Source organism: Streptomyces tendae, assembly GCF_014650435.1.
In the GTDB taxonomy this organism is placed as follows: Bacteria; Actinomycetota; Actinomycetes; order Streptomycetales; family Streptomycetaceae; genus Streptomyces; species Streptomyces tendae.
This window is the reverse complement of the sequence record NZ_BMUY01000002.1, coordinates 141,067-156,725: the sequence shown is the minus strand read 5'-3', so window position 1 is coordinate 156,725 and position 15,659 is coordinate 141,067. Positions and strand designations below refer to the sequence as shown.

General features: G+C 71.6%; 25 protein-coding genes. All 25 read right to left on the bottom strand.

The window, feature by feature from the left end:
* Nucleotides 1-4: 4 nt before the first annotated feature.
* Complete coding sequence (locus IE258_RS05570) at nucleotides 5-493, bottom strand: phage tail tube protein (protein WP_229891945.1); 489 nt, start codon at nucleotides 491-493, stop codon at nucleotides 5-7.
* Entirely contained in the window at nucleotides 493-690 is a 198-nt protein-coding gene (locus IE258_RS05565) for a hypothetical protein (protein ID WP_189739686.1), read from the bottom strand. Before IE258_RS05565 ends, IE258_RS05570 begins: the two co-directional genes overlap by 1 nt.
* On the bottom strand, nucleotides 677-1,129 hold the full coding sequence (locus tag IE258_RS05560) for a hypothetical protein (RefSeq protein ID WP_189739682.1): 453 nt from the start codon (nucleotides 1,127-1,129) through the stop codon (nucleotides 677-679). Before IE258_RS05560 ends, IE258_RS05565 begins: the two co-directional genes overlap by 14 nt.
* On the bottom strand, nucleotides 1,129-1,944 hold the full coding sequence (locus IE258_RS05555; protein ID WP_189739678.1) for a hypothetical protein: 816 nt from the start codon (nucleotides 1,942-1,944) through the stop codon (nucleotides 1,129-1,131). The genes IE258_RS05560 and IE258_RS05555 overlap by 1 nt, the downstream gene beginning before the upstream one ends.
* A gap of 10 nt (nucleotides 1,945-1,954) precedes the next feature.
* Nucleotides 1,955-2,167, bottom strand: a complete 213-nt coding sequence (locus tag IE258_RS05550; RefSeq protein ID WP_189739674.1) for a hypothetical protein — start codon at nucleotides 2,165-2,167, stop codon at nucleotides 1,955-1,957.
* Between the two features lie 61 nt (nucleotides 2,168-2,228).
* Nucleotides 2,229-3,476: a phage major capsid protein gene (locus IE258_RS05545; RefSeq protein WP_189739671.1), complete on the bottom strand. Its 1,248-nt coding sequence runs from the start codon at nucleotides 3,474-3,476 to the stop codon at nucleotides 2,229-2,231.
* Between the two features lie 70 nt (nucleotides 3,477-3,546).
* Complete coding sequence (locus IE258_RS05540; RefSeq protein ID WP_189739667.1) at nucleotides 3,547-4,317, bottom strand: HK97 family phage prohead protease; 771 nt, start codon at nucleotides 4,315-4,317, stop codon at nucleotides 3,547-3,549.
* On the bottom strand, nucleotides 4,295-5,614 hold the full coding sequence (locus IE258_RS05535; RefSeq protein WP_189739663.1) for a phage portal protein: 1,320 nt from the start codon (nucleotides 5,612-5,614) through the stop codon (nucleotides 4,295-4,297). The genes IE258_RS05540 and IE258_RS05535 overlap by 23 nt, the downstream gene beginning before the upstream one ends.
* Nucleotides 5,611-5,781, bottom strand: coding sequence for a hypothetical protein (locus IE258_RS05530; protein ID WP_189739660.1), 171 nt, complete (start codon nucleotides 5,779-5,781; stop codon nucleotides 5,611-5,613). Before IE258_RS05530 ends, IE258_RS05535 begins: the two co-directional genes overlap by 4 nt.
* On the bottom strand, nucleotides 5,775-7,307 hold the full coding sequence (locus IE258_RS05525) for a terminase large subunit domain-containing protein (protein WP_229891944.1): 1,533 nt from the start codon (nucleotides 7,305-7,307) through the stop codon (nucleotides 5,775-5,777). The genes IE258_RS05530 and IE258_RS05525 overlap by 7 nt, the downstream gene beginning before the upstream one ends.
* Nucleotides 7,243-7,521, bottom strand: a complete 279-nt coding sequence (locus tag IE258_RS05520; RefSeq protein ID WP_229891943.1) for a hypothetical protein — start codon at nucleotides 7,519-7,521, stop codon at nucleotides 7,243-7,245. The genes IE258_RS05525 and IE258_RS05520 overlap by 65 nt, the downstream gene beginning before the upstream one ends.
* A gap of 246 nt (nucleotides 7,522-7,767) precedes the next feature.
* Nucleotides 7,768-8,205 carry an AAA family ATPase gene (locus IE258_RS05515; protein WP_189739657.1) on the bottom strand — a complete coding sequence of 146 codons (438 nt, stop codon included), beginning with the start codon at nucleotides 8,203-8,205 and terminating at the stop codon, nucleotides 7,768-7,770.
* 4 nt (nucleotides 8,206-8,209) lie between these two features.
* Nucleotides 8,210-8,410, bottom strand: coding sequence for a hypothetical protein (locus tag IE258_RS05510; RefSeq protein WP_189739654.1), 201 nt, complete (start codon nucleotides 8,408-8,410; stop codon nucleotides 8,210-8,212).
* A 2-nt stretch (nucleotides 8,411-8,412) separates the two neighbouring features.
* Nucleotides 8,413-8,697 (bottom strand): HNH endonuclease, encoded by a 285-nt coding sequence (locus tag IE258_RS05505; RefSeq protein ID WP_189739650.1) that lies wholly within the window; start codon nucleotides 8,695-8,697, stop codon nucleotides 8,413-8,415.
* 12 nt (nucleotides 8,698-8,709) lie between these two features.
* On the bottom strand, nucleotides 8,710-8,964 hold the full coding sequence (locus IE258_RS05500; RefSeq protein ID WP_189739647.1) for a hypothetical protein: 255 nt from the start codon (nucleotides 8,962-8,964) through the stop codon (nucleotides 8,710-8,712).
* A gap of 278 nt (nucleotides 8,965-9,242) precedes the next feature.
* A complete protein-coding gene (locus tag IE258_RS05495) occupies nucleotides 9,243-9,443 on the bottom strand; it encodes a hypothetical protein (RefSeq protein ID WP_189739643.1) in 201 nt (66 codons plus the stop codon).
* A gap of 17 nt (nucleotides 9,444-9,460) precedes the next feature.
* A complete protein-coding gene (locus IE258_RS05490; RefSeq protein WP_189739640.1) occupies nucleotides 9,461-9,904 on the bottom strand; it encodes a DUF6221 family protein in 444 nt (147 codons plus the stop codon).
* A 178-nt stretch (nucleotides 9,905-10,082) separates the two neighbouring features.
* Complete coding sequence (locus IE258_RS05485) at nucleotides 10,083-12,206, bottom strand: FtsK/SpoIIIE domain-containing protein (RefSeq protein ID WP_189739638.1); 2,124 nt, start codon at nucleotides 12,204-12,206, stop codon at nucleotides 10,083-10,085.
* Nucleotides 12,207-12,291: 85 nt separating this feature from the next.
* The gene (locus IE258_RS05480; protein ID WP_189739635.1) at nucleotides 12,292-12,489 is read right to left on the bottom strand and encodes a DUF6257 family protein; all 198 of its coding nucleotides are present in this window, start codon (nucleotides 12,487-12,489) and stop codon (nucleotides 12,292-12,294) included.
* Between the two features lie 3 nt (nucleotides 12,490-12,492).
* Nucleotides 12,493-12,915 (bottom strand): NUDIX domain-containing protein, encoded by a 423-nt coding sequence (locus tag IE258_RS05475; RefSeq protein WP_189739633.1) that lies wholly within the window; start codon nucleotides 12,913-12,915, stop codon nucleotides 12,493-12,495.
* 74 nt (nucleotides 12,916-12,989) lie between these two features.
* On the bottom strand, nucleotides 12,990-13,313 hold the full coding sequence (locus IE258_RS05470) for a hypothetical protein (protein ID WP_189739629.1): 324 nt from the start codon (nucleotides 13,311-13,313) through the stop codon (nucleotides 12,990-12,992).
* Nucleotides 13,310-13,480 (bottom strand): hypothetical protein, encoded by a 171-nt coding sequence (locus tag IE258_RS05465; RefSeq protein ID WP_189739626.1) that lies wholly within the window; start codon nucleotides 13,478-13,480, stop codon nucleotides 13,310-13,312. The genes IE258_RS05470 and IE258_RS05465 overlap by 4 nt, the downstream gene beginning before the upstream one ends.
* Nucleotides 13,477-14,634, bottom strand: a complete 1,158-nt coding sequence (locus tag IE258_RS05460) for a helix-turn-helix domain-containing protein (RefSeq protein WP_189739623.1) — start codon at nucleotides 14,632-14,634, stop codon at nucleotides 13,477-13,479. The genes IE258_RS05465 and IE258_RS05460 overlap by 4 nt, the downstream gene beginning before the upstream one ends.
* On the bottom strand, nucleotides 14,631-15,362 hold the full coding sequence (locus IE258_RS05455) for a DUF6907 domain-containing protein (protein ID WP_189739621.1): 732 nt from the start codon (nucleotides 15,360-15,362) through the stop codon (nucleotides 14,631-14,633). Before IE258_RS05455 ends, IE258_RS05460 begins: the two co-directional genes overlap by 4 nt.
* Nucleotides 15,359-15,625, bottom strand: a complete 267-nt coding sequence (locus IE258_RS05450) for a hypothetical protein (protein WP_189739617.1) — start codon at nucleotides 15,623-15,625, stop codon at nucleotides 15,359-15,361. The genes IE258_RS05455 and IE258_RS05450 overlap by 4 nt, the downstream gene beginning before the upstream one ends.
* Nucleotides 15,626-15,659 lie beyond the last annotated feature (34 nt).

The following is a 15,659-nucleotide window of genomic DNA, read 5'->3' as shown; positions in this document are numbered from 1 at the left end:
CGGATCAGGGGGTGACGGCGGGAATGTCGACGTTCTCGGCGGGCTCGCTGGTGATGGCGAACTGGCACATGATCTGCGCCGCCTGGTCCAGCTCGCGCACCTTGGCCTGCGAGGTGACGGTAACGGGGTAGACGTCCATCGGCTGGGTGGGCACGTCGCCTTCGTCCATCCACACGATGTTGCCGGTGGCTTCGCGCACCAGCAGCTGGCGAACGTCGTCGCCGTCCTTCGACGCCCAGAAGGTGAGCGAAGAGTCGGAGGCGGTGATCTCGCCGCCGACCACCGGCGTGAACCGGCTGCCCAGCGCGGGGGTGGGTACGGTGCCGGAGGTGGTCTGCCACCCGGACATCGCCCCGGTCTCGGCCTCCAGCGCGGTGCCGGCGTCCAGTTCCGCACGGGTGGGCGCGTTCTTGTTCGCGATTGTCGGCACCCACAGCACGCGGGTGACGCCGCGCCGGTAGTACCGGGTCGACGCCTGGATCGGAGTCGCCATCAGCTCTCATCTCCTTCAGCCCGACGGCGCTTCGCCGTGGTCGTCTTCTCCTCGATCGGCTGGCCGTCGTCGCCGACGACTTTCCAGCCGGACCGCTTGTACTGCTCGACCGAGATCTCCGGGACCTCGATCTCCTGCTCGATGCCGTCGTGCCGCATCCGCACCGCCACCGCGGGCTCCTCTCTACGTGAATCCACGGCCGGCCACCGTCAGCAGCAGGGTGGCCTTCGCGCCCTTGTCGGTCTGGTCCTGGGTGAGCTGGCTCGCCTCGATCGCTGCCTCCAGCTCGGGCAGGCCGATGCTCGGGTCGGCCGCGAACCACGCCTCCACGGCGTAGGCGATCTCGTAGGCCCGTTCTCGGGCGGCCCGCACGTCGGTGTCGCCGTTGAAGGCGATCACCGCGACGGTGATCTGGAACTGTTCCTCTCGGCGGGAGCCCAGCCCTGCCCAGCCGCCGAGGGTGCTTGCTGCCTGGTAGTCCCCGTTCGGGTCCGCGTCCCAGCCTGGGATGAGCCACTCTGGATCGTCGTCCTCGGTCAGCTCCGGACCGTCCGAGACCCGTACTCCCTTCAGGGCGCTGTCGGCTGCGCCGAGCGCGAGGAGACGGTCGATGACTTCGGGTACACGTGAGCCCATCAGGCCACTCCGGGGGGAAGGAGGTCTGGCTGCAGCAGCTGCAGCGCGCGGTTGGGGATCGCGTAGCCGAAGCCGGGGATCGGCTCGGACACGCTGTAGTCGTCGCCCCCGCCGGCCAGGCCGCCGCGGCCGCCGCGCTGGGTACGCCACAGGTGATCGAGGATGATTCGGGCGGCGGCGGTGACGTGCTCGCCGATGACCGTGCGCCCGGCCCGGTAGGTGATCCGCTGCGGGCCGTGGAACATCCCTCCGCCGGTGAGCCACAGCGCCCCCGTCGCCCCGTCCAGGCCCAGCGCGGAGGCGTCGTAGACGATGCCGTTGTCCACCAGCGGGGCGAGGCTGATGACCTCAAGGGCGGGCACCTGCCGCACCACCAGGATCATGGCCAGCCCGAAGTGATGGTCCTCCGTCACGACCCGGGGCGTGACCGGGCCGATCAGGGCCTCCACGCCCCGGGTGGCGGTCGCGTTCCAGAACCGGACCTCGTCGTCGTCCGTGGTGCTCTTGAGGTTGAGGTGCGCACGGGCGTCGGCCAGGGACAGCACCGCGACGGGCACGGCGTCCTGCACGTCCAGGACGTCGGTGTACGCGTGCGCCGGCGCTGTGAACACCCAGCGGACCGTGTGCCGTCCGGGCACCGTGGTCGGGTAGTCGGACTGGTACTCCCCGGGGGCGTTCTCCGTGGCGGCCGGGGTGGCGGTGCTGCCGTCCGGCAGGGTGACCGTGCACACCGCGGTTCCGGCCGTGGCCAGGCTGCCGTCGGGGTTCTTGCACTGCGCGGTGAGGCGGGCGGTGGACCCGAGGTCGTAGGGCACGCCGCCCTCCTCAGCGGGTCTCGGGCTTCGCGGCGCGGCCGCCGCCGCGTGAGCGGGACGCGGCCTTCTCCGTGCGGCCCTGCGGCTTGGGGTCTTCGACCAGCTCGGCGCGCACGCCGTCTGCCCACGCCTTCGCGGTGGCGGCGTCGACGTCCACGATCTGGCCGGGCGTCCACGAGAAGTCCAGGCCGCCGACGGACTGCAGGACTCGGATGCGGGGCATCCGGTGCTCCTTCCATGGGGCGGCCCCCGACGGTGCCGGGGGCCGCGGGGTCGGGCAGGGGTCAGGCGGCCGGGTGCTCGTAGGTGCGGAACGCGGCGCCGTCGTCCGGCACTCCGTCGAAGCGGAGGAAGCCGAGGAAGCCGACCTGGAGGTAGTCGGCGTACCGCTCCTCCAGGCGCATCATCTGGCCGCCGGCGACCTGGCGGGCGACGTAGGCGGCGCGCAGGTCGCCGTAGCCGATCGACGCGGCGGACGCGGCCGGGGCCGGGATGCCGTTGTCGATGACGACCGGGGCGCCGAGCAGCGTGGACGGTACGCCGGCCTGGACGGACGGCTCCCACAGCGGGCGGCCCTGCTCGTCCTTCAGCTTCCGAACGACCTTCAGCCCGGAGTCCGAGGTGGCCCACTTCGCGGTGCCGCGGTAGGCGGGGTCGACGGAGTGCTGCAGGTCGATCAGGTCGTCGTAGGTGACGGAAGTGACCTGCCCCGCGGCGCCGGTGACCCCGGCGGTGGCGTTGGTGAACAGGCCCTCGGGCTGGTTGGTGCCGGTGCCGGTGGCCAGGTGCGCGGCGATCGCGCGGCCGATGCGCTCGCCGAGCTTGCGGGCGATGAACCCCTCGGTGTCGAACGCGGAGTCCTGCAGCAGGGCCAGGGACGCGCGGATCATCTTCGACGTGTACGTGTACGCGCCGAGGTCCTTCTGACCGAGCGTGATGTCCTGCTCGGTGACCTGGGAGTTCTCGGTGAGGATCGCGCCGACGTTCGCGGTGTCGTCGTTGGTCGGCCAGTTCAGCGGGTTGCCGGACGCCGTGGTGATGACGTTGACCTCGGACAGCAGACCGCCGTACACCTTCAGCGTCTCGGTGATCTTGTTCAGGGTGTCGGTCGGGATGAAGTAGCCGCCCGCGCTGCCCGGGGAGGTGGCCTGCGCCCGGATCTCCGAGTGGTTCGCGAGCATCAGCTCGCGCTGGTCGTTGGACAGGACGGTCATGCCCCGGCGCAGGAACCGGCCGAACGCGTCGCGGTAGGCGGCGTCCTGGTCGGCCTCGCGGTTCTCGCCGCCCTCCGGGTTGCCGCCGGTGGTGACGATGGCCTGGTCGCGCTGGACGGCGTCCATGCGGGCGGAGCGCTCCATGCGCTCGATGTCCTGGGAGGTGGCCGTCAGGTCGGCCTCCATGCGGTCCCAGGATTCCCGCTCCTCGGCGGTCAGCGCGTCGCGGTTCTCCGACTCGGCGCGGGCCTGGATCTCCTGCATCTGGGACCAGAGGTTGGCCCGCTTCTCCAGGGCCCGGGTGAGCAGTGCGGTCATGGCGTCTGTGTCCTTTCACGGCACGCCGAACAGCCCACCGGCGGCGGGCTGCAGGGAAGGGTTGGTCAGATCAGCGCGGGAGCCCGTAGCGGGCGGCCAGCGCGTTCATGCGCATCGACAGGGGCAGGCCCGTCGGCTGAGTGGACACGGCCGGCTCAGCGGGGTCTTGCGTGCCGCGAGTGGACTCACCCGGCTCGCGGTCGATGTGCACCAGGTCGAGCAGCTCGGGCCGAAACTTGGCCCGGGCCTCCACGGCGGCGTACTCGCCGCGGTGGTCCAGCGCCCGGGCCACGGCCTTCAGCTCGGCCTCGGTCTCGGGGTAGGCGGGGAACGTCACCGCGGACACCTCGATGAGGCGTACCTCGCGGATGATCCGGACGTCGACCTCTACCGGGTCGGCGCCCTCCACCTCGATCGGCTCGGAGTTCCACTCGTCCTTGATGACGTAGAACCCGAAGGACATGCCGGTGACGTTGCGGTTGTCGAGGTTCACCGCCAGGTCCTGCACGTAGGACAGGCGGGTGTCCAGCGCCGAGTCGACGGACAGGCCCTTGTCGTCCTCGGCGAGGGTCAGGCTGCCGGCCGACGTCCGCGACACGACGTAGTACGAGTCGTGATCGATGAGCATCCGGGCATCGCCCTCGGTCAGCGTCTTCGCGAAGGCGCCCGGCGCGATCTCCTCGTAGAACCCCCAGCGCAGCGGGTTCCCGATCGCCGTCCGCGAGTTGAACACGGCGGCGTACCCGGCGAACCGCTGGCCGTCCCCGTCCGCGCGGACACTCACCCCGGCCGCGGACAGCGCCAGACGGCGCCGCTCCTCACCCGTCATCGTCGTCGGCATGGTCGCCTCCTTGCTCAGCGTGCTGGGCCAGCAGGCGCCGCGCCTCGGCCATCAGGGCGGCCGCGCGGGCGGGCAGTGCCCCGCCGTCTTCGGCCAGTGGGTTGGACCCCAGCGGGGCCATGTACGTCGGCTGCAGGTAGGTGTCGCCCTCGGGCCCCGGGATCGGCGGCATCTCTTCCAGGGCGCGGATGTCGTTCGCGGACATCACGCCTGTGTCGCGCATCGCCCGGTAGAACGTCGCCCGCGCCGAGCTGTCGCCGCGCAGCAGGCCCTGCACCGCGTAGTGCGCGTACTGGCCGGGTGGCAGCAGCTCCTTAGTGATGCGCTGCTCGGTCGGTCCCAGCCACGTCGGCGCCAGGTCGAACGTGATCCAGCCCTGCGCCTGCTGCTCCAGGCCGGTGCCCCACGACGTGCTCTTGGACGTCTCCATCAGCAGGAACAGCGGGACGCCGAACATGCGGGCGATCTCTGGGATCTGGAACTCGCGGGACTCCAGGAACTGGGAGTCCTTCAGCGGCATCGTCACCGGCTTGAAGGAAGCGCCAGCGTCCAGGACGGCCACCTCCTGGAAGTTCTCGACCCCGGCCAGCTTCGCCTGGAACCGGGTCTTCAGTGCGTTGGCCTGGTCGGCGTTCAGCTTCTGCTCGGTCTCCAGCACACCGGACAGGACGTTGCCGCGGCCGAACAGCTTCGCCGCCCCCTTCTCCGCAGCCTGCGCCAGGCCGATGCCCTGCCGTGCCATGGCGATCGGAGACAGGCCCTTCAGCCCGTCGTAGCCGAGGCCGGGCAGGTGCAGCATCTCCCGGGGCGTCAGCGCGTGCAGGACCCCCCAGTCGTCCGTCGCGAAGAACCACTTCCCGGTCGGGTTGCCGTCGCTCGGCTTCAGCCTCTCCACCGTCACCCGGTCCGGGGAGACGGGCCACAGCTCCTTGACCTGGCCCGACGGCGCACGCAGCTTCTGCAGGTAGCCGTTGCCCCACAGCACGCGGTGCACGTAGGCCAGCCGCCACAGCTCCAGCGGCGTCAGCTCTGGGTGCGGATCGTCCAGCAGCGGCGTCGTCACCCGGTCCCGGCTCCCGGTCCGGTAGACGTGCAGCGGCAGCGACGCGGACACCCCGGCCACGACGGCGACCGCCCGCCACACCGTGGGCGTGCGCAGCGCCGATTCCTCCGACACCTGCACGCCGGCGTCCGACTGGATCCCGCCGAACGCCTCCAGCAGCGAGGCGTCGGTCAGCGGTACAGCCGGGTTCTCCAGCGATGGCGCGCGTCGTTCGAACAGCCCGAACAGGCTCATCGCTTGGCCCCCTCACGCGGCAGCCCGGCCAGGGTCCGCTCCACCGCCACGACCCCCAGCACACCGCCCAGGATCAGCGCGGCGGGCACGGACCACAGGCCCACCCCGAGCAGCAGCGCGAGGACGAACACGACCTCCAGCACATTCAGCACGCGGCGCGTCACCATACGTCCGGCACCTCCTCTGCCTCTTCGACCTCGGCCGCCAGGCCCCACCGGGCGAACGTGGCCGCCACCAGCGGGCTGATGTCCACCGACGCGATCCGTCGGGCCCACGCCCACGCGTCCCCCAGCGGCCGCTTCTGAGCGCCCGCCAGGGCCGACGCCAGCGGCGCCTGGTCGAGATGGGAGAGGGTCTGCTCGGTGACCGCGTCGTAGAACTGACCGCAAGCCTGCGCGATCTCCCGGGTCTTCGGCTGCACCACAGTGATGCCGAGCCCCTTCTCCTCGTCCTCCAGGTCCGGGATCAGCGACCCGGCCGGCCCGCCCCCGTCGACGACCCAACACCGCGGCCCCCACTTCGCATGCAGCTCCTTGGCCCGCTCCAGGACCCAGCCCGTACCGGGCCGGTGGTCGACGACCTCCACGTGCACGCCGCCGCGCCACTCACCGGCCACGCAGATCGCCGCGTGCGACCGCTCCGGCGTCATATCGATGGAGAACGCGACCGGGTCGGCCGGGGCGCTCTCGGCGGCCGCCAGGGCCCGCCACGCGTCCTCCCCGATGACCTGCCACGTGTCGGCCTCGTCCGTCGGGTAGTCGCCGACCCCGAGCCGCTCGCGGGCGTACCCGGCCTTGCTGAGAGTGGCCCGCTCGTTGGCGGTCTTCTCCAGCGTCAGCCGGTAGCCGACTGCGGGGTTCGCCTTCAGCACCGCCTCGTCCGACCCCGCGTCGTCGTGCTCCGTACAGCCGCGCGGGCACTCGTCGACATGCAGGTCACACGACCACTCGAAGTAGGCCAGCGACGGGTCCGGCGTGCCGGACTCCAGCGCGGCCAGCGCGCGGCGCCGCAGCCGCCCCAGCTGGACGGACAGGGCGCCGATGCCGGCCGATCCCAGGTACCAGATCTGCGGGTTGTCGACGGCCGCCATGGTCGGCAGCAGCGCGTCCATCGCGTCGTCGCCGAGGATCATGTCCTCGTCGAGGATGTTGCAGTCGCCGGTGAAGCCGCGGCCCGACCCCTTCGACCGGGCAATGAACCGCAGCACCTGCCCGGAGTACAGCTCGATCGACTCCTCACCGACCGTGTACCGGAACGCCTTCACACGTTTGTGCAGGTCAGGGCATCCTCGGATGAGGCGTTCCACCCGCTTGAAGGCGGCCTTCGCCGTCTTGAATTCGTGCGCCGAGTGGAGGATCAGCTGCTCGCCGCCGATGAACAGGCCCCACAGTTCGCGGGCCTCGATGATCCCGCCCTTGCCGTTCTGGCGGGGCACGTTGACGCAGACCTCGAACGCGGACCACGAGCCGTCAACGTCCTCGCCCATGCCGCGGCGCAGGACGTGCTGCTGCCACGGGTCGAGGTGCAGGCCCGCCTTCGCGGCCAGGTCGATTGCCTCTTGACCTGCACTGGTGACGGACGGTGGAACGGTCTCGATGGGCGGTGTCTGCCAGCCGTGCACCGGACCGTCAGCCGCCGGCGGCCTGCTCTCTGGCAGCTGCGCGGCGCTTGGCTCGCTGAGCAGCGATGTCATCGACGCTGTCCCCCTCCTCCCCGACGGGGGCCAGCTTGCGGAGGTCGGCCATCACTGCGCGTAGCTCTCGTCCGGCTACGGCGATGGCGGTCGGGGCGTCGGTGCCGTCGATGGCCCGGGCGAGGCTGAGCGCGAGTTCGCCGAGGCCAGGTGCGGTTTGGTCGGCGTGGAGCTTGACAAGCTCGGCCTCGGTTGCATCGGTTACGGCGCCCATGATCACCGCCCTTACGCAGAGTGATGTAACGCTGAGTGATCGCCGCTAAATGGGTCGAACTGAGTTCGCGTGAAGTAGATCTTGAATCGGGGCCGCGCAAAAAAACGGGCGACAAGGGCTTTTGGGTCGCCCGGCCAAGAGCCGGACTTTGGACCCACTCCCCCCTGTTGATCATGATCGGGGCGGCGCCGAGGAGCGCTCGCGCTCGCTGTTCACGCTGAGTTCGCAGCGCTCAGCGACGCTGTGTCACCAGGACCGCGACGCCTGTGGCATGGCCTCTCGGGGCCTGCCCTGCCGGGCCCGGTACCACCGGGTGGCCACCCTCTCCATGGCAGGGGACCGCATGGCCTGGATGCGCTGCATGACGATGGCCTCGCCGGGGTCGACCACCACGATGCGGGCCTTGTGCCGCTTGTACTTGGCCAGCGCCTTCGGGCTCGGCATGGTGTGGATCAGGTACACGTCCAGCTGGTGCAGGTGCTGCAGCGCCTCGTCGATGGCTGCGTAGCGAGCGCGCTGAGCGACGCGCTGCTGCAGCGGTGCGTGGTTCCAGTGCGGTGCGCCTGGGCCGGTGAGGGCGACGGTGATGCGGTCCAGGTCGATCACGATGTCCTGGGGCTTGGCGTGCGACTCGATCCAGCTGCTCTTGCCCGCGGCCGGCGGGCCGGTGATGACGTACAGCACGGTGTCACCGGCCCGACAGATCGACCAGGTAGCGGATGCTCTCTCCCTCGCCCTCGTACTGGAGGGGGAGCGTGATGCCGCCGATCTCGATGTTGTCGGTTCCGTAGGCGCAGAGCGTGACGCCGGTCTGCTTGGTCGTCTCGCTGAGGAGGTCGAGCGCGTCGGCGAGCCGTCGTAGCTCTGCTGCACCCATCAGGCTCTGCATGGTCACCACCTCCGTGACGCTCGCTGTGGTGCTGCCTTAGGCGGGGTGCCCTCGCGGTTGCCGCGGCTGCTGTTGCAGCGGCGGTGTGCCGGCCGGGCGTTGGCCGGGTCGAGGAGGGAGCCGCCGCGGGACAGGGGCTGCTCGTGGTCGAGGGTGAAGGACAGCGGGTGCCGGGCGTCCAGCTCGTAGCTGATGTTGTGGCCGCACAGCCAGCAGGGGAGGCGCTGGGCTCGGAGCCAGGCTGCGAGGCGGCGGTAGCGGCGCCCGTTGCGGGGGTTGCTGGCCACGGGCGCCACCTCCTACGCGTCGTCGCCGAGGACCTCGCGGCGTGCGGCGGCGGCCTTGCGGTTGAGGGCGCCGGTCATGCGGAACAGGGCGACGGTCAGCGCGAGGAAGCCGACGACCAGGAGCACCTGGGTGGCGACGCTGAGGATGCGGACGTCTTTGGTGCCGTTGGCGAGGATCACGAGGATGACGTTGCCGCAGATCCAGGCGAACCAGATGCGGAGCTTCTCGACTCTGACGGCGGTCTGGACGTCGCGGTAGTTGCTCATGGGGCCCCCACGGTTGCTGATGCTGGCCTGGGCATCATGCGTCGTGTGGGGGCGGTGTGGAAGCGGTGTGGCTGTCCTGTGACGTTGGGGGTCCGCGCAGGGCGCAGCGCCAGCAGCAAACCCGCTCGGTGTGAGCGATGGGGGTTGCCCTGCGCGGACGTGTAGGCACGACGAAGCCCCGACCGGGAACCCTGCGGTCGGGGCTTCGTCGTGTGTCTGTGGTGCCGTCTGCGGGCACAAGTGTTCACCGGGATCGTTGCACGCTGTCTGACCTGGGGTCAAGCGGAGGCTCGGGTGGCGCGTTGGGCGGCGAGGGCGGCGACGTCTTTGGCGGCGTACCAGGGCTGTCGGGGGGTGCCGCCGGAGCGGGTGAGTTGGCCGCGGTGGACGATGGAGCGGAGGCCGGCCAGGCCGACGCCGAGGAGCTGTGCGGTCTGGTGGGCGGTGAGGTGGCCTGGGCGGCTCATCTGCGACTCCATGACCCCATGATGCCGTCCTACGGCCGCCACGCCTCGCGGTAGCCGGGCCGGTCCGCGTAGGGGAGCGCGAGCAGCTTGAGGACGTCCAGACCCCAGGGAGTGCCCTCACCGGGCACGAACGACTTCTCGGTGTCGCCGGGGCCGGTCACGTCGACGAGCGGCGGCTCGCAGAGGGCGATGGTCTTCCGCTTGGCATCGATCTCGCGCAGCACCCGCGCCGGATCATGCCGGACGATGTGGTCGGCGTTGGCAGTGTCGCACTCGGCGCGATGCGCGCTGGCCTCCGGCTCCTGGGTGGCGATCGCGTAGGTCCACTCGGCGATCGGATAGGCGCGGGCGGGCGCAACGAGTTCGTGGTCCTGGCCGTTCCACCTAGTGGACCAGGGGCCTGCTGAGGCGGCCTGAGCGGTCTGCTCGTCGTCGTCGAGCTGCTCGCGCAGCCACTGCACCAGTTCGTCCATGGGGTCATCCTCTCGCAGTGAGTGAGCCTGCGTGGGGCGTTCGGCAGGTCGCTCCAGCGCCTTGTAGGAGGGCACTTGTAGCGGCTTCGCTGCCTCACTTGATCGCCATTTCCGCTGATCAAGGGCAGTGAGGCGGGGCAGTGACCTTCGAAGTGGAAAGTCACTGCCCACTGCCGGGTCACTGCGCCTCGGCGAGCTGTTCCGCGCGCCGTTCGAGGGCGCGTTCGACGCTCTCCAGCTTAACGACGGGGTAGCCGTCGAGCTTGCCGGGCTCCTCGTCCCACTCGGCGAGGAGGGCCTTGAGGCGGGCGCCGGTCCAGTGTTCGTAGACGTCGTGGCGGCGGGTCTTGAGCCGGTGAAGGACCTCGGTGGTGCGGACGCGGCTCTCGCGGCCGACGACGGCGGCGAGGTCGGCGAGGTGGTCGACGGGGGCGACGGCTTCGAGCTGGTGGACGGTGGCGACGCCGTCGCGCAGCTGCTTGGCGCGTTCGGTGAGCACGAGGGCGTCCTCGCCGCTGATGAAGTGGGTGCGGACGGTGACGGAGGACTGGCCGGCTTCCAGGGGGATGCCCTCACCGGCGACAACGAGGGTTCCGCGGTCCTTGCCTCGGCGCAGCTTGTGGGGGGCGGCACCGGCGTCGACGGGGGCCTCGCCGAGGGCCATCTTGGCCTGGGACTCGGTGCCGAGGACGAGGGAGCCGCGGATGTGGTTGCCCTCTCGGGACCGCTTGGGCAGGTTTTCGTCGGTGGGGTCCTGGGTGCCTTCCCAGATGGTGACGTTCACGGCGCGGCCCTGGTCGTGGATCTTCTTGACGGCCTGGAAGTAGCGGCTGGTGGCCCTGCTGCCGCCGTAGGGGCGTCCGTCGGGGCTCTTGGCGCCGCAGCCGTAGGCGACCTGGGCTTCGTCGACGATGAGGACGACGGGCCGGAAGCGGGGGTCTGTGCGGGCCATCTCGCGGGTGACGCCGTCGGTGGCGCCGGACTCTTCCAGCAGGGCGATGCGGGTCTGCATCTCGGTGACGCCCCACTCGACCATGTCGGTGGCCTGAGCGACGTGGTCGTCGGTGGGGCCCTGGATGAGGAGCTGGGCGAGGCCGTCGAAGGCGCGCCAGTCGCCTACGCCCTTGAGGTCGGCGACGTAGAAGTCCACGGTCGGGTCGAAGGCGAGCCAGAGGGCGAGGGCGCGCAGGGAGGCGGTCTTGCCCTGGTTGGAGAGGCCGGTGAGGAGGATGTGCCGCTGGAAGACGCTGACGCCGACGGCGTCGCCGCGCAGGTCCTGTCCCCAGGGGGCAGAGCCGGTGTAGTAGTCGGCGGTCGCGTCGTCGTCGAGCAGCAGCGGGGAGGGGCCGATGGGCTCGTCCAGGGCGCCGCTGTCGGCGATCCACAGGCGGACGGTCCGCGGGGAGGGCGGGATGGTGATGAACACCTCGTGTTCGTGCCGGTTGAGGTTCTCGGCGAGCTTGCGGCGGCGGCCCTGGATCTCCTCGGTGGAGACGCCGGTGGGCAGGTGAACGTCCAGTTCGACGCCGCATCCGGCGATGCGGATGGGGCTGAGGAGGGCGGCGCCGGCGTCTCCCATAGCGTCGATGGCCTTGCGGAGTGGGGAGATGCCCAGGTCGCGGAAGGCGACGACGACGGTGGAGGGGGTGATGGCGGCGCCGAGGTCGCGGGCCTGGACGGGCAGGGCCCACTGGGGTGCGGTGTGGCGCTGCTGGCCGATGGTCCAGACGGCGGCGAGGCCGATCCAGGGTGCGGCGAGGAGGAATGGGCCCCAGACGACGCCGGCGAGGAACGCGACCCAGCGCACGAGTTCGACGACGGCCTCGGTGGGGGCGAGGACGGTGTGGGGGTCGCCGGTGCCCCAGGCGAGGAGGATGCCGAGGAGCATCAGGACGCCGAAGCCGCTGACGAGGGCGAGGCCGAGGGCCTTGGGGAGCTGTACGGCGGCCTGGAGGAGCTGGAGGCGGCGGGTGTGCCGGGCGGCCCGGTAGGCGGCGGCGCGCTGCTCCCATTCCTTGACCTCGTCCATGAGGCCGGCGGCTTCGGCGGCGCGGATCATCCGCTCGTACCGGGAGGCGGTGCGGCCGTCCCAGATGCGGCGGGCGGCGATCTTCGTGCCGCCGATCATGTAGGAGCCGTGGCGGACGGCGAGGCGTCCCGCGGTACGCACGCGCTCGTCCTGGAGGGCGGCCTTGGCGATGCGCCGGTACCGGGCGCGGCGACGTTCGGGACGGGTGGAGGACGCCCCGGACGCGGGGGCGTCCTGCGCGTCCTGTGGCGGCTTGATCAGGTGAACGGTCATGCTGGGGCTTCCTGCCTCTTGCTGGGGTGCGGAGGCCCGGGGACGGCGGGCTGCTTGGCGGTAGGACGCCGTCCCCGGGGCCGAGCTACTTCTTGCGGCCCTGCTGCTTGCGCTTGCGGGCCTGGTCCTGGATGCGGTCGAACTTGCGCTGCAGGCCGGACTGGTCGACGTTGCCGGTGCCGTCGTCGGCGATGCCGCGCTTGGCCATGCGGGCGATCAGCCAGGTCAGGCGGGCCTTCTCACCGGCGGTGTAGTCGCTGGCGTTGAGGTCGAGGGCGGCCATGGGTCAGCCCTCCGTGCGGGTGAGGGCGGCGGCGATGATGTCGGCGTGGTCGAAGGCCAGCGGCGGCAGGGCGGCGAGGGGCCACCACTGGACGTTGACCGCGTCGTCACCGGCCTCGATGGGCAGACCGGGGATGACGGTGAAGCGGTAGGCGACGGTGACGTACCGGCCACGAGGGTCGCGGTCGGGGGCGTCGAATACGCCGACCTGGACCAGCTCCTCCGGCATGGCGTACAGGCTGGCCTCTTCGGCGAGTTCGCGGGCGGCGGCGTGCCGGCTGGTCTCGCCGGGGTCGACGTGGCCGCCGGGAAGCGCCCACTGGCCCTTGTGCGGGTCCCACCCCCGCTCGATCAGCAGGACGTACCCGTCGGTCGTGGTGACGACGACGTCAGCGGTGAAGCGGATGGTCTCGAAGGTTTCGGTCACGGTGTCCTCCCTGAGGTAGCCGGGCTGTCCGGCTCCCCTCACCGCCCGTCACACTCGGGCGGATCGGGCAGCCGTCAGCGGCTCTTCCGGGCGTCGGTCCACATCGAGCGCAGGACCAGGACGACGATGGCGGCGGTGCCGCCGAGGATGGCCAGGGCGAGGGAGGCGAAGGCGATGCCGACGCCGCCGACGCACACGGCGCAGGCGATGCCGATCCACTCGCCGGCCGATCGCCGCGGCTTGTGCGGGTGCTCGCACTGGTGGTGTTGCGGGGTGGCCTGCGCCTGCTGCTGCGCGGCCTTGGCCAGCTCCATGGCGGCGAACGCCAGTTGCACGGCGGCGGTGTCGGTCGACGCCTCGCGGACCGCGGCCTCGGCTTTCTCCAGGGCGTCGCTCATCGCGTCCACCTCCGGGCGAGGGCCGGACGCGCGAGGACGCCGAGGACGAAGGACAGGACGAGGGGCTGAGCGAGCAGGTACGCCAGGCTGGCGACGGCGATCTGCAGCGTGGACGGCCACAGCACCAGGGCCAGGCCGAGGAGGGCACCGAACAGAAGCGCCTTCATACCGGCACCGCCACCTGGAAGTTGGGCAGGTCGTTCGGGTGGAAGAGGTTCCGGCCGGACGCGTCCTTGGAGTGCACGGGGATGTGTCCTGCTGCCACCCAGTTGCGGACCGTGGACGGCTTGATGCCGTAGTGGTCGGCGACGTCCCGGGACGTCATCAGGGGCGGCTCGGGCGGGGGCCCATCCTCGTGGTCCTCGGCGTCCTCGGGCGCGTCCTGGCCGTCCTGCGGGTCGGGCGCCGGAGCCGTGGGGCGGGCGACGATCGGCAGGAGCCGGGCCCCGGGCGGGACCGGGCGGGGAAAGGGCGGGACGGACGGGGACGCGGGCGCGTCCTCGGCGTCCTGGGTGTCCTCGGGGGCGTCCTCCCACGGTGACGCCAGCTCGATCGTGGCAAGGGCGGCGGCGTGCCGGCGGGCGGCGAGCAGGTCGAGGAGCTTGGCCCGCTGCTCCTCGGACGCGCCCGCCTGTGCCTTGCCGACGGCCACGGACAGGCGCCGCGCGGTACGGGCCCGGCCGCGGGCGCCGGGCTTCATGTCGGCGAGCTTCGCGGCGAGGGCGACGGCGCGGACGGTGGCCCGGTCGCGGGTGATCTGCTCGGCGCTGCGGTCCCGGACAGCCAGGCCGAGCCGGGACAGGAGCCGCTCCCGCAGCTCCCGGGCGATCAGGGCGGGCAGGGACTGCGACGCGGCACCGGGCTGGCCGTGCCGGAGTTCGATGCCCATGGCGAGGTGCCAGAGCAGCGCGGCGAGGATCGGGCCGACGACGGCGCGGACGGTGCCGCCGACGATCCCGGACTCGCTGTAGGCGGGGATGACCTGCACGCCGGTGATGACCCAGACCAGGACGCCGGGCGTGCCAGGCGTGCCCTGCGGGGAGCGGAGGTTCTGGCGGGCCATGAGGGCGCAGGAGAACAGGGCCAGCTCGGCGGCGGCGAACATCGCGCCGCGCTCCAGGTCGGAGGCCATGCCGAGGCGGTGCTCGGCGAACCGCCAGCTGGTGTCGGCGCTGTACGCGGTGCAGGCCATCGCGGCGAGAGAGGCGACCGCCACGGCGGCCGGCGTCTTCCGCAGCGACCGCAGCAGCCAGACCAGGAGCGCCAGGGCGACGACGCCCGCGGCGGCCGCGACGAGCGGCTGGGAGATGAGGGCGCTCATCGCTGCTCACCTCGCAGGTGGGCGAGGTCTGCGATGGCCCGTTCGATGCGGGCGATGCTGATGCGGAGGGCCTGGGTGATGTGCCGGGCGTCCTCGGGGACGACGGTGACGTCGACCTCGAGACGGATGGACAGCAGGGGCGCCATCTCCCGCAGCCTGTCGCCGTGCGGGAAGTGCGTGAGGTGCGTGTCGAGGACGGGGATGTGCCCGTAGCGGGCGGTGACGGCACCGGCGGTGCTGGAGGGGCCGTGGTGCTGGATGTCCACGAAGTCGCCGACGTGGTCGTCGTCGTGGCCGACGCACCAGCTGGGCTCGGCGATGGTGACGTCGCCGTGGTCGAGGGTCTGGAGGGTGACGGAGCCCTGGCTGTACCGCGGGTCCTGCGGGATGCGCGGGGCCGGGGCGGGCCGGGTGTAGGCGCGGTCGATGGCGGCGTCGAGTTGGGCGGTGTACTCGGGCGTGAGCCGCTCGGTGACGGTGGGCGTCTCGTCGTCGACGGCGACGACGGCGCCGGCGGCGAGGTGGCCCTCGATCTCGCGGCGGACGTCGAGGACGCTGATGTCGTCGAGCGGGGGCTGGCCGGCCATCTCGGCGTGTCCGGCGGCGAGTGCGGTGCGCAGCTGCTCGCGGGTGACGGTGATGGCGATGGCGGCGACGGCGAGCGGGGTGGCGTTCTCGTCGGCCGGGATGGTGTCGGTGGGCCCGAAGACGGGCGGCTTGGCGCTCACTGGCTGGCCTCCGTCTCGGCGTCGAGGGCGCGGAGGAGGAGGCGGAGCGACTCGGAGAGGGCGCCGTGGGCGCGGGCGTAGGCGAGGAGGTCGGCGTCGACGGTGCCGTACTCGTCGAGCATGCGCCGGGCGACGTGGATGGCGGTGCTCAGCGCCGGGAGCTGGCGGAGCTGGTCGCGGACGGCGACGGCGGCGGCCCCGTAGAGGGGCTGACGCACGTTGATCTGCGCGCTTTCCGGCGCGCTAAGGTTCTGGTGGTCCATGACGAGGTCCGATCTCGTTCGTGGGCTGGAGAGG

Excerpts from the sequence above, each read along its gene's own strand:
- IE258_RS05570 (WP_229891945.1), bottom strand. The coding sequence starts at position 493 with ATGGCGACTCCGATCCAGGCGTCGACCCGGTACTACCGGCGCGGCGTC.
- IE258_RS05560 (WP_189739682.1), bottom strand. The coding sequence starts at position 1,129 with ATGGGCTCACGTGTACCCGAAGTCATCGACCGTCTCCTCGCGCTCGGC.
- IE258_RS05550 (WP_189739674.1), bottom strand. The coding sequence starts at position 2,167 with ATGCCCCGCATCCGAGTCCTGCAGTCCGTCGGCGGCCTGGACTTCTCG.
- IE258_RS05545 (WP_189739671.1), bottom strand. The coding sequence starts at position 3,476 with ATGACCGCACTGCTCACCCGGGCCCTGGAGAAGCGGGCCAACCTCTGG.
- IE258_RS05540 (WP_189739667.1), bottom strand. The coding sequence starts at position 4,317 with ATGCCGACGACGATGACGGGTGAGGAGCGGCGCCGTCTGGCGCTGTCC.
- IE258_RS05535 (WP_189739663.1), bottom strand. The coding sequence starts at position 5,614 with ATGAGCCTGTTCGGGCTGTTCGAACGACGCGCGCCATCGCTGGAGAAC.
- IE258_RS05530 (WP_189739660.1), bottom strand. The coding sequence starts at position 5,781 with ATGGTGACGCGCCGCGTGCTGAATGTGCTGGAGGTCGTGTTCGTCCTC.
- IE258_RS05525 (WP_229891944.1), bottom strand. The coding sequence starts at position 7,307 with ATGACATCGCTGCTCAGCGAGCCAAGCGCCGCGCAGCTGCCAGAGAGC.
- IE258_RS05520 (WP_229891943.1), bottom strand. The coding sequence starts at position 7,521 with ATGGGCGCCGTAACCGATGCAACCGAGGCCGAGCTTGTCAAGCTCCAC.
- IE258_RS05510 (WP_189739654.1), bottom strand. The coding sequence starts at position 8,410 with ATGCAGAGCCTGATGGGTGCAGCAGAGCTACGACGGCTCGCCGACGCG.
- IE258_RS05500 (WP_189739647.1), bottom strand. The coding sequence starts at position 8,964 with ATGAGCAACTACCGCGACGTCCAGACCGCCGTCAGAGTCGAGAAGCTC.
- IE258_RS05495 (WP_189739643.1), bottom strand. The coding sequence starts at position 9,443 with ATGGAGTCGCAGATGAGCCGCCCAGGCCACCTCACCGCCCACCAGACC.
- IE258_RS05490 (WP_189739640.1), bottom strand. The coding sequence starts at position 9,904 with ATGGACGAACTGGTGCAGTGGCTGCGCGAGCAGCTCGACGACGACGAG.
- IE258_RS05485 (WP_189739638.1), bottom strand. The coding sequence starts at position 12,206 with ATGACCGTTCACCTGATCAAGCCGCCACAGGACGCGCAGGACGCCCCC.
- IE258_RS05480 (WP_189739635.1), bottom strand. The coding sequence starts at position 12,489 with ATGGCCGCCCTCGACCTCAACGCCAGCGACTACACCGCCGGTGAGAAG.
- IE258_RS05470 (WP_189739629.1), bottom strand. The coding sequence starts at position 13,313 with ATGAGCGACGCCCTGGAGAAAGCCGAGGCCGCGGTCCGCGAGGCGTCG.
- IE258_RS05465 (WP_189739626.1), bottom strand. The coding sequence starts at position 13,480 with ATGAAGGCGCTTCTGTTCGGTGCCCTCCTCGGCCTGGCCCTGGTGCTG.
- IE258_RS05460 (WP_189739623.1), bottom strand. The coding sequence starts at position 14,634 with ATGAGCGCCCTCATCTCCCAGCCGCTCGTCGCGGCCGCCGCGGGCGTC.
- IE258_RS05450 (WP_189739617.1), bottom strand. The coding sequence starts at position 15,625 with ATGGACCACCAGAACCTTAGCGCGCCGGAAAGCGCGCAGATCAACGTG.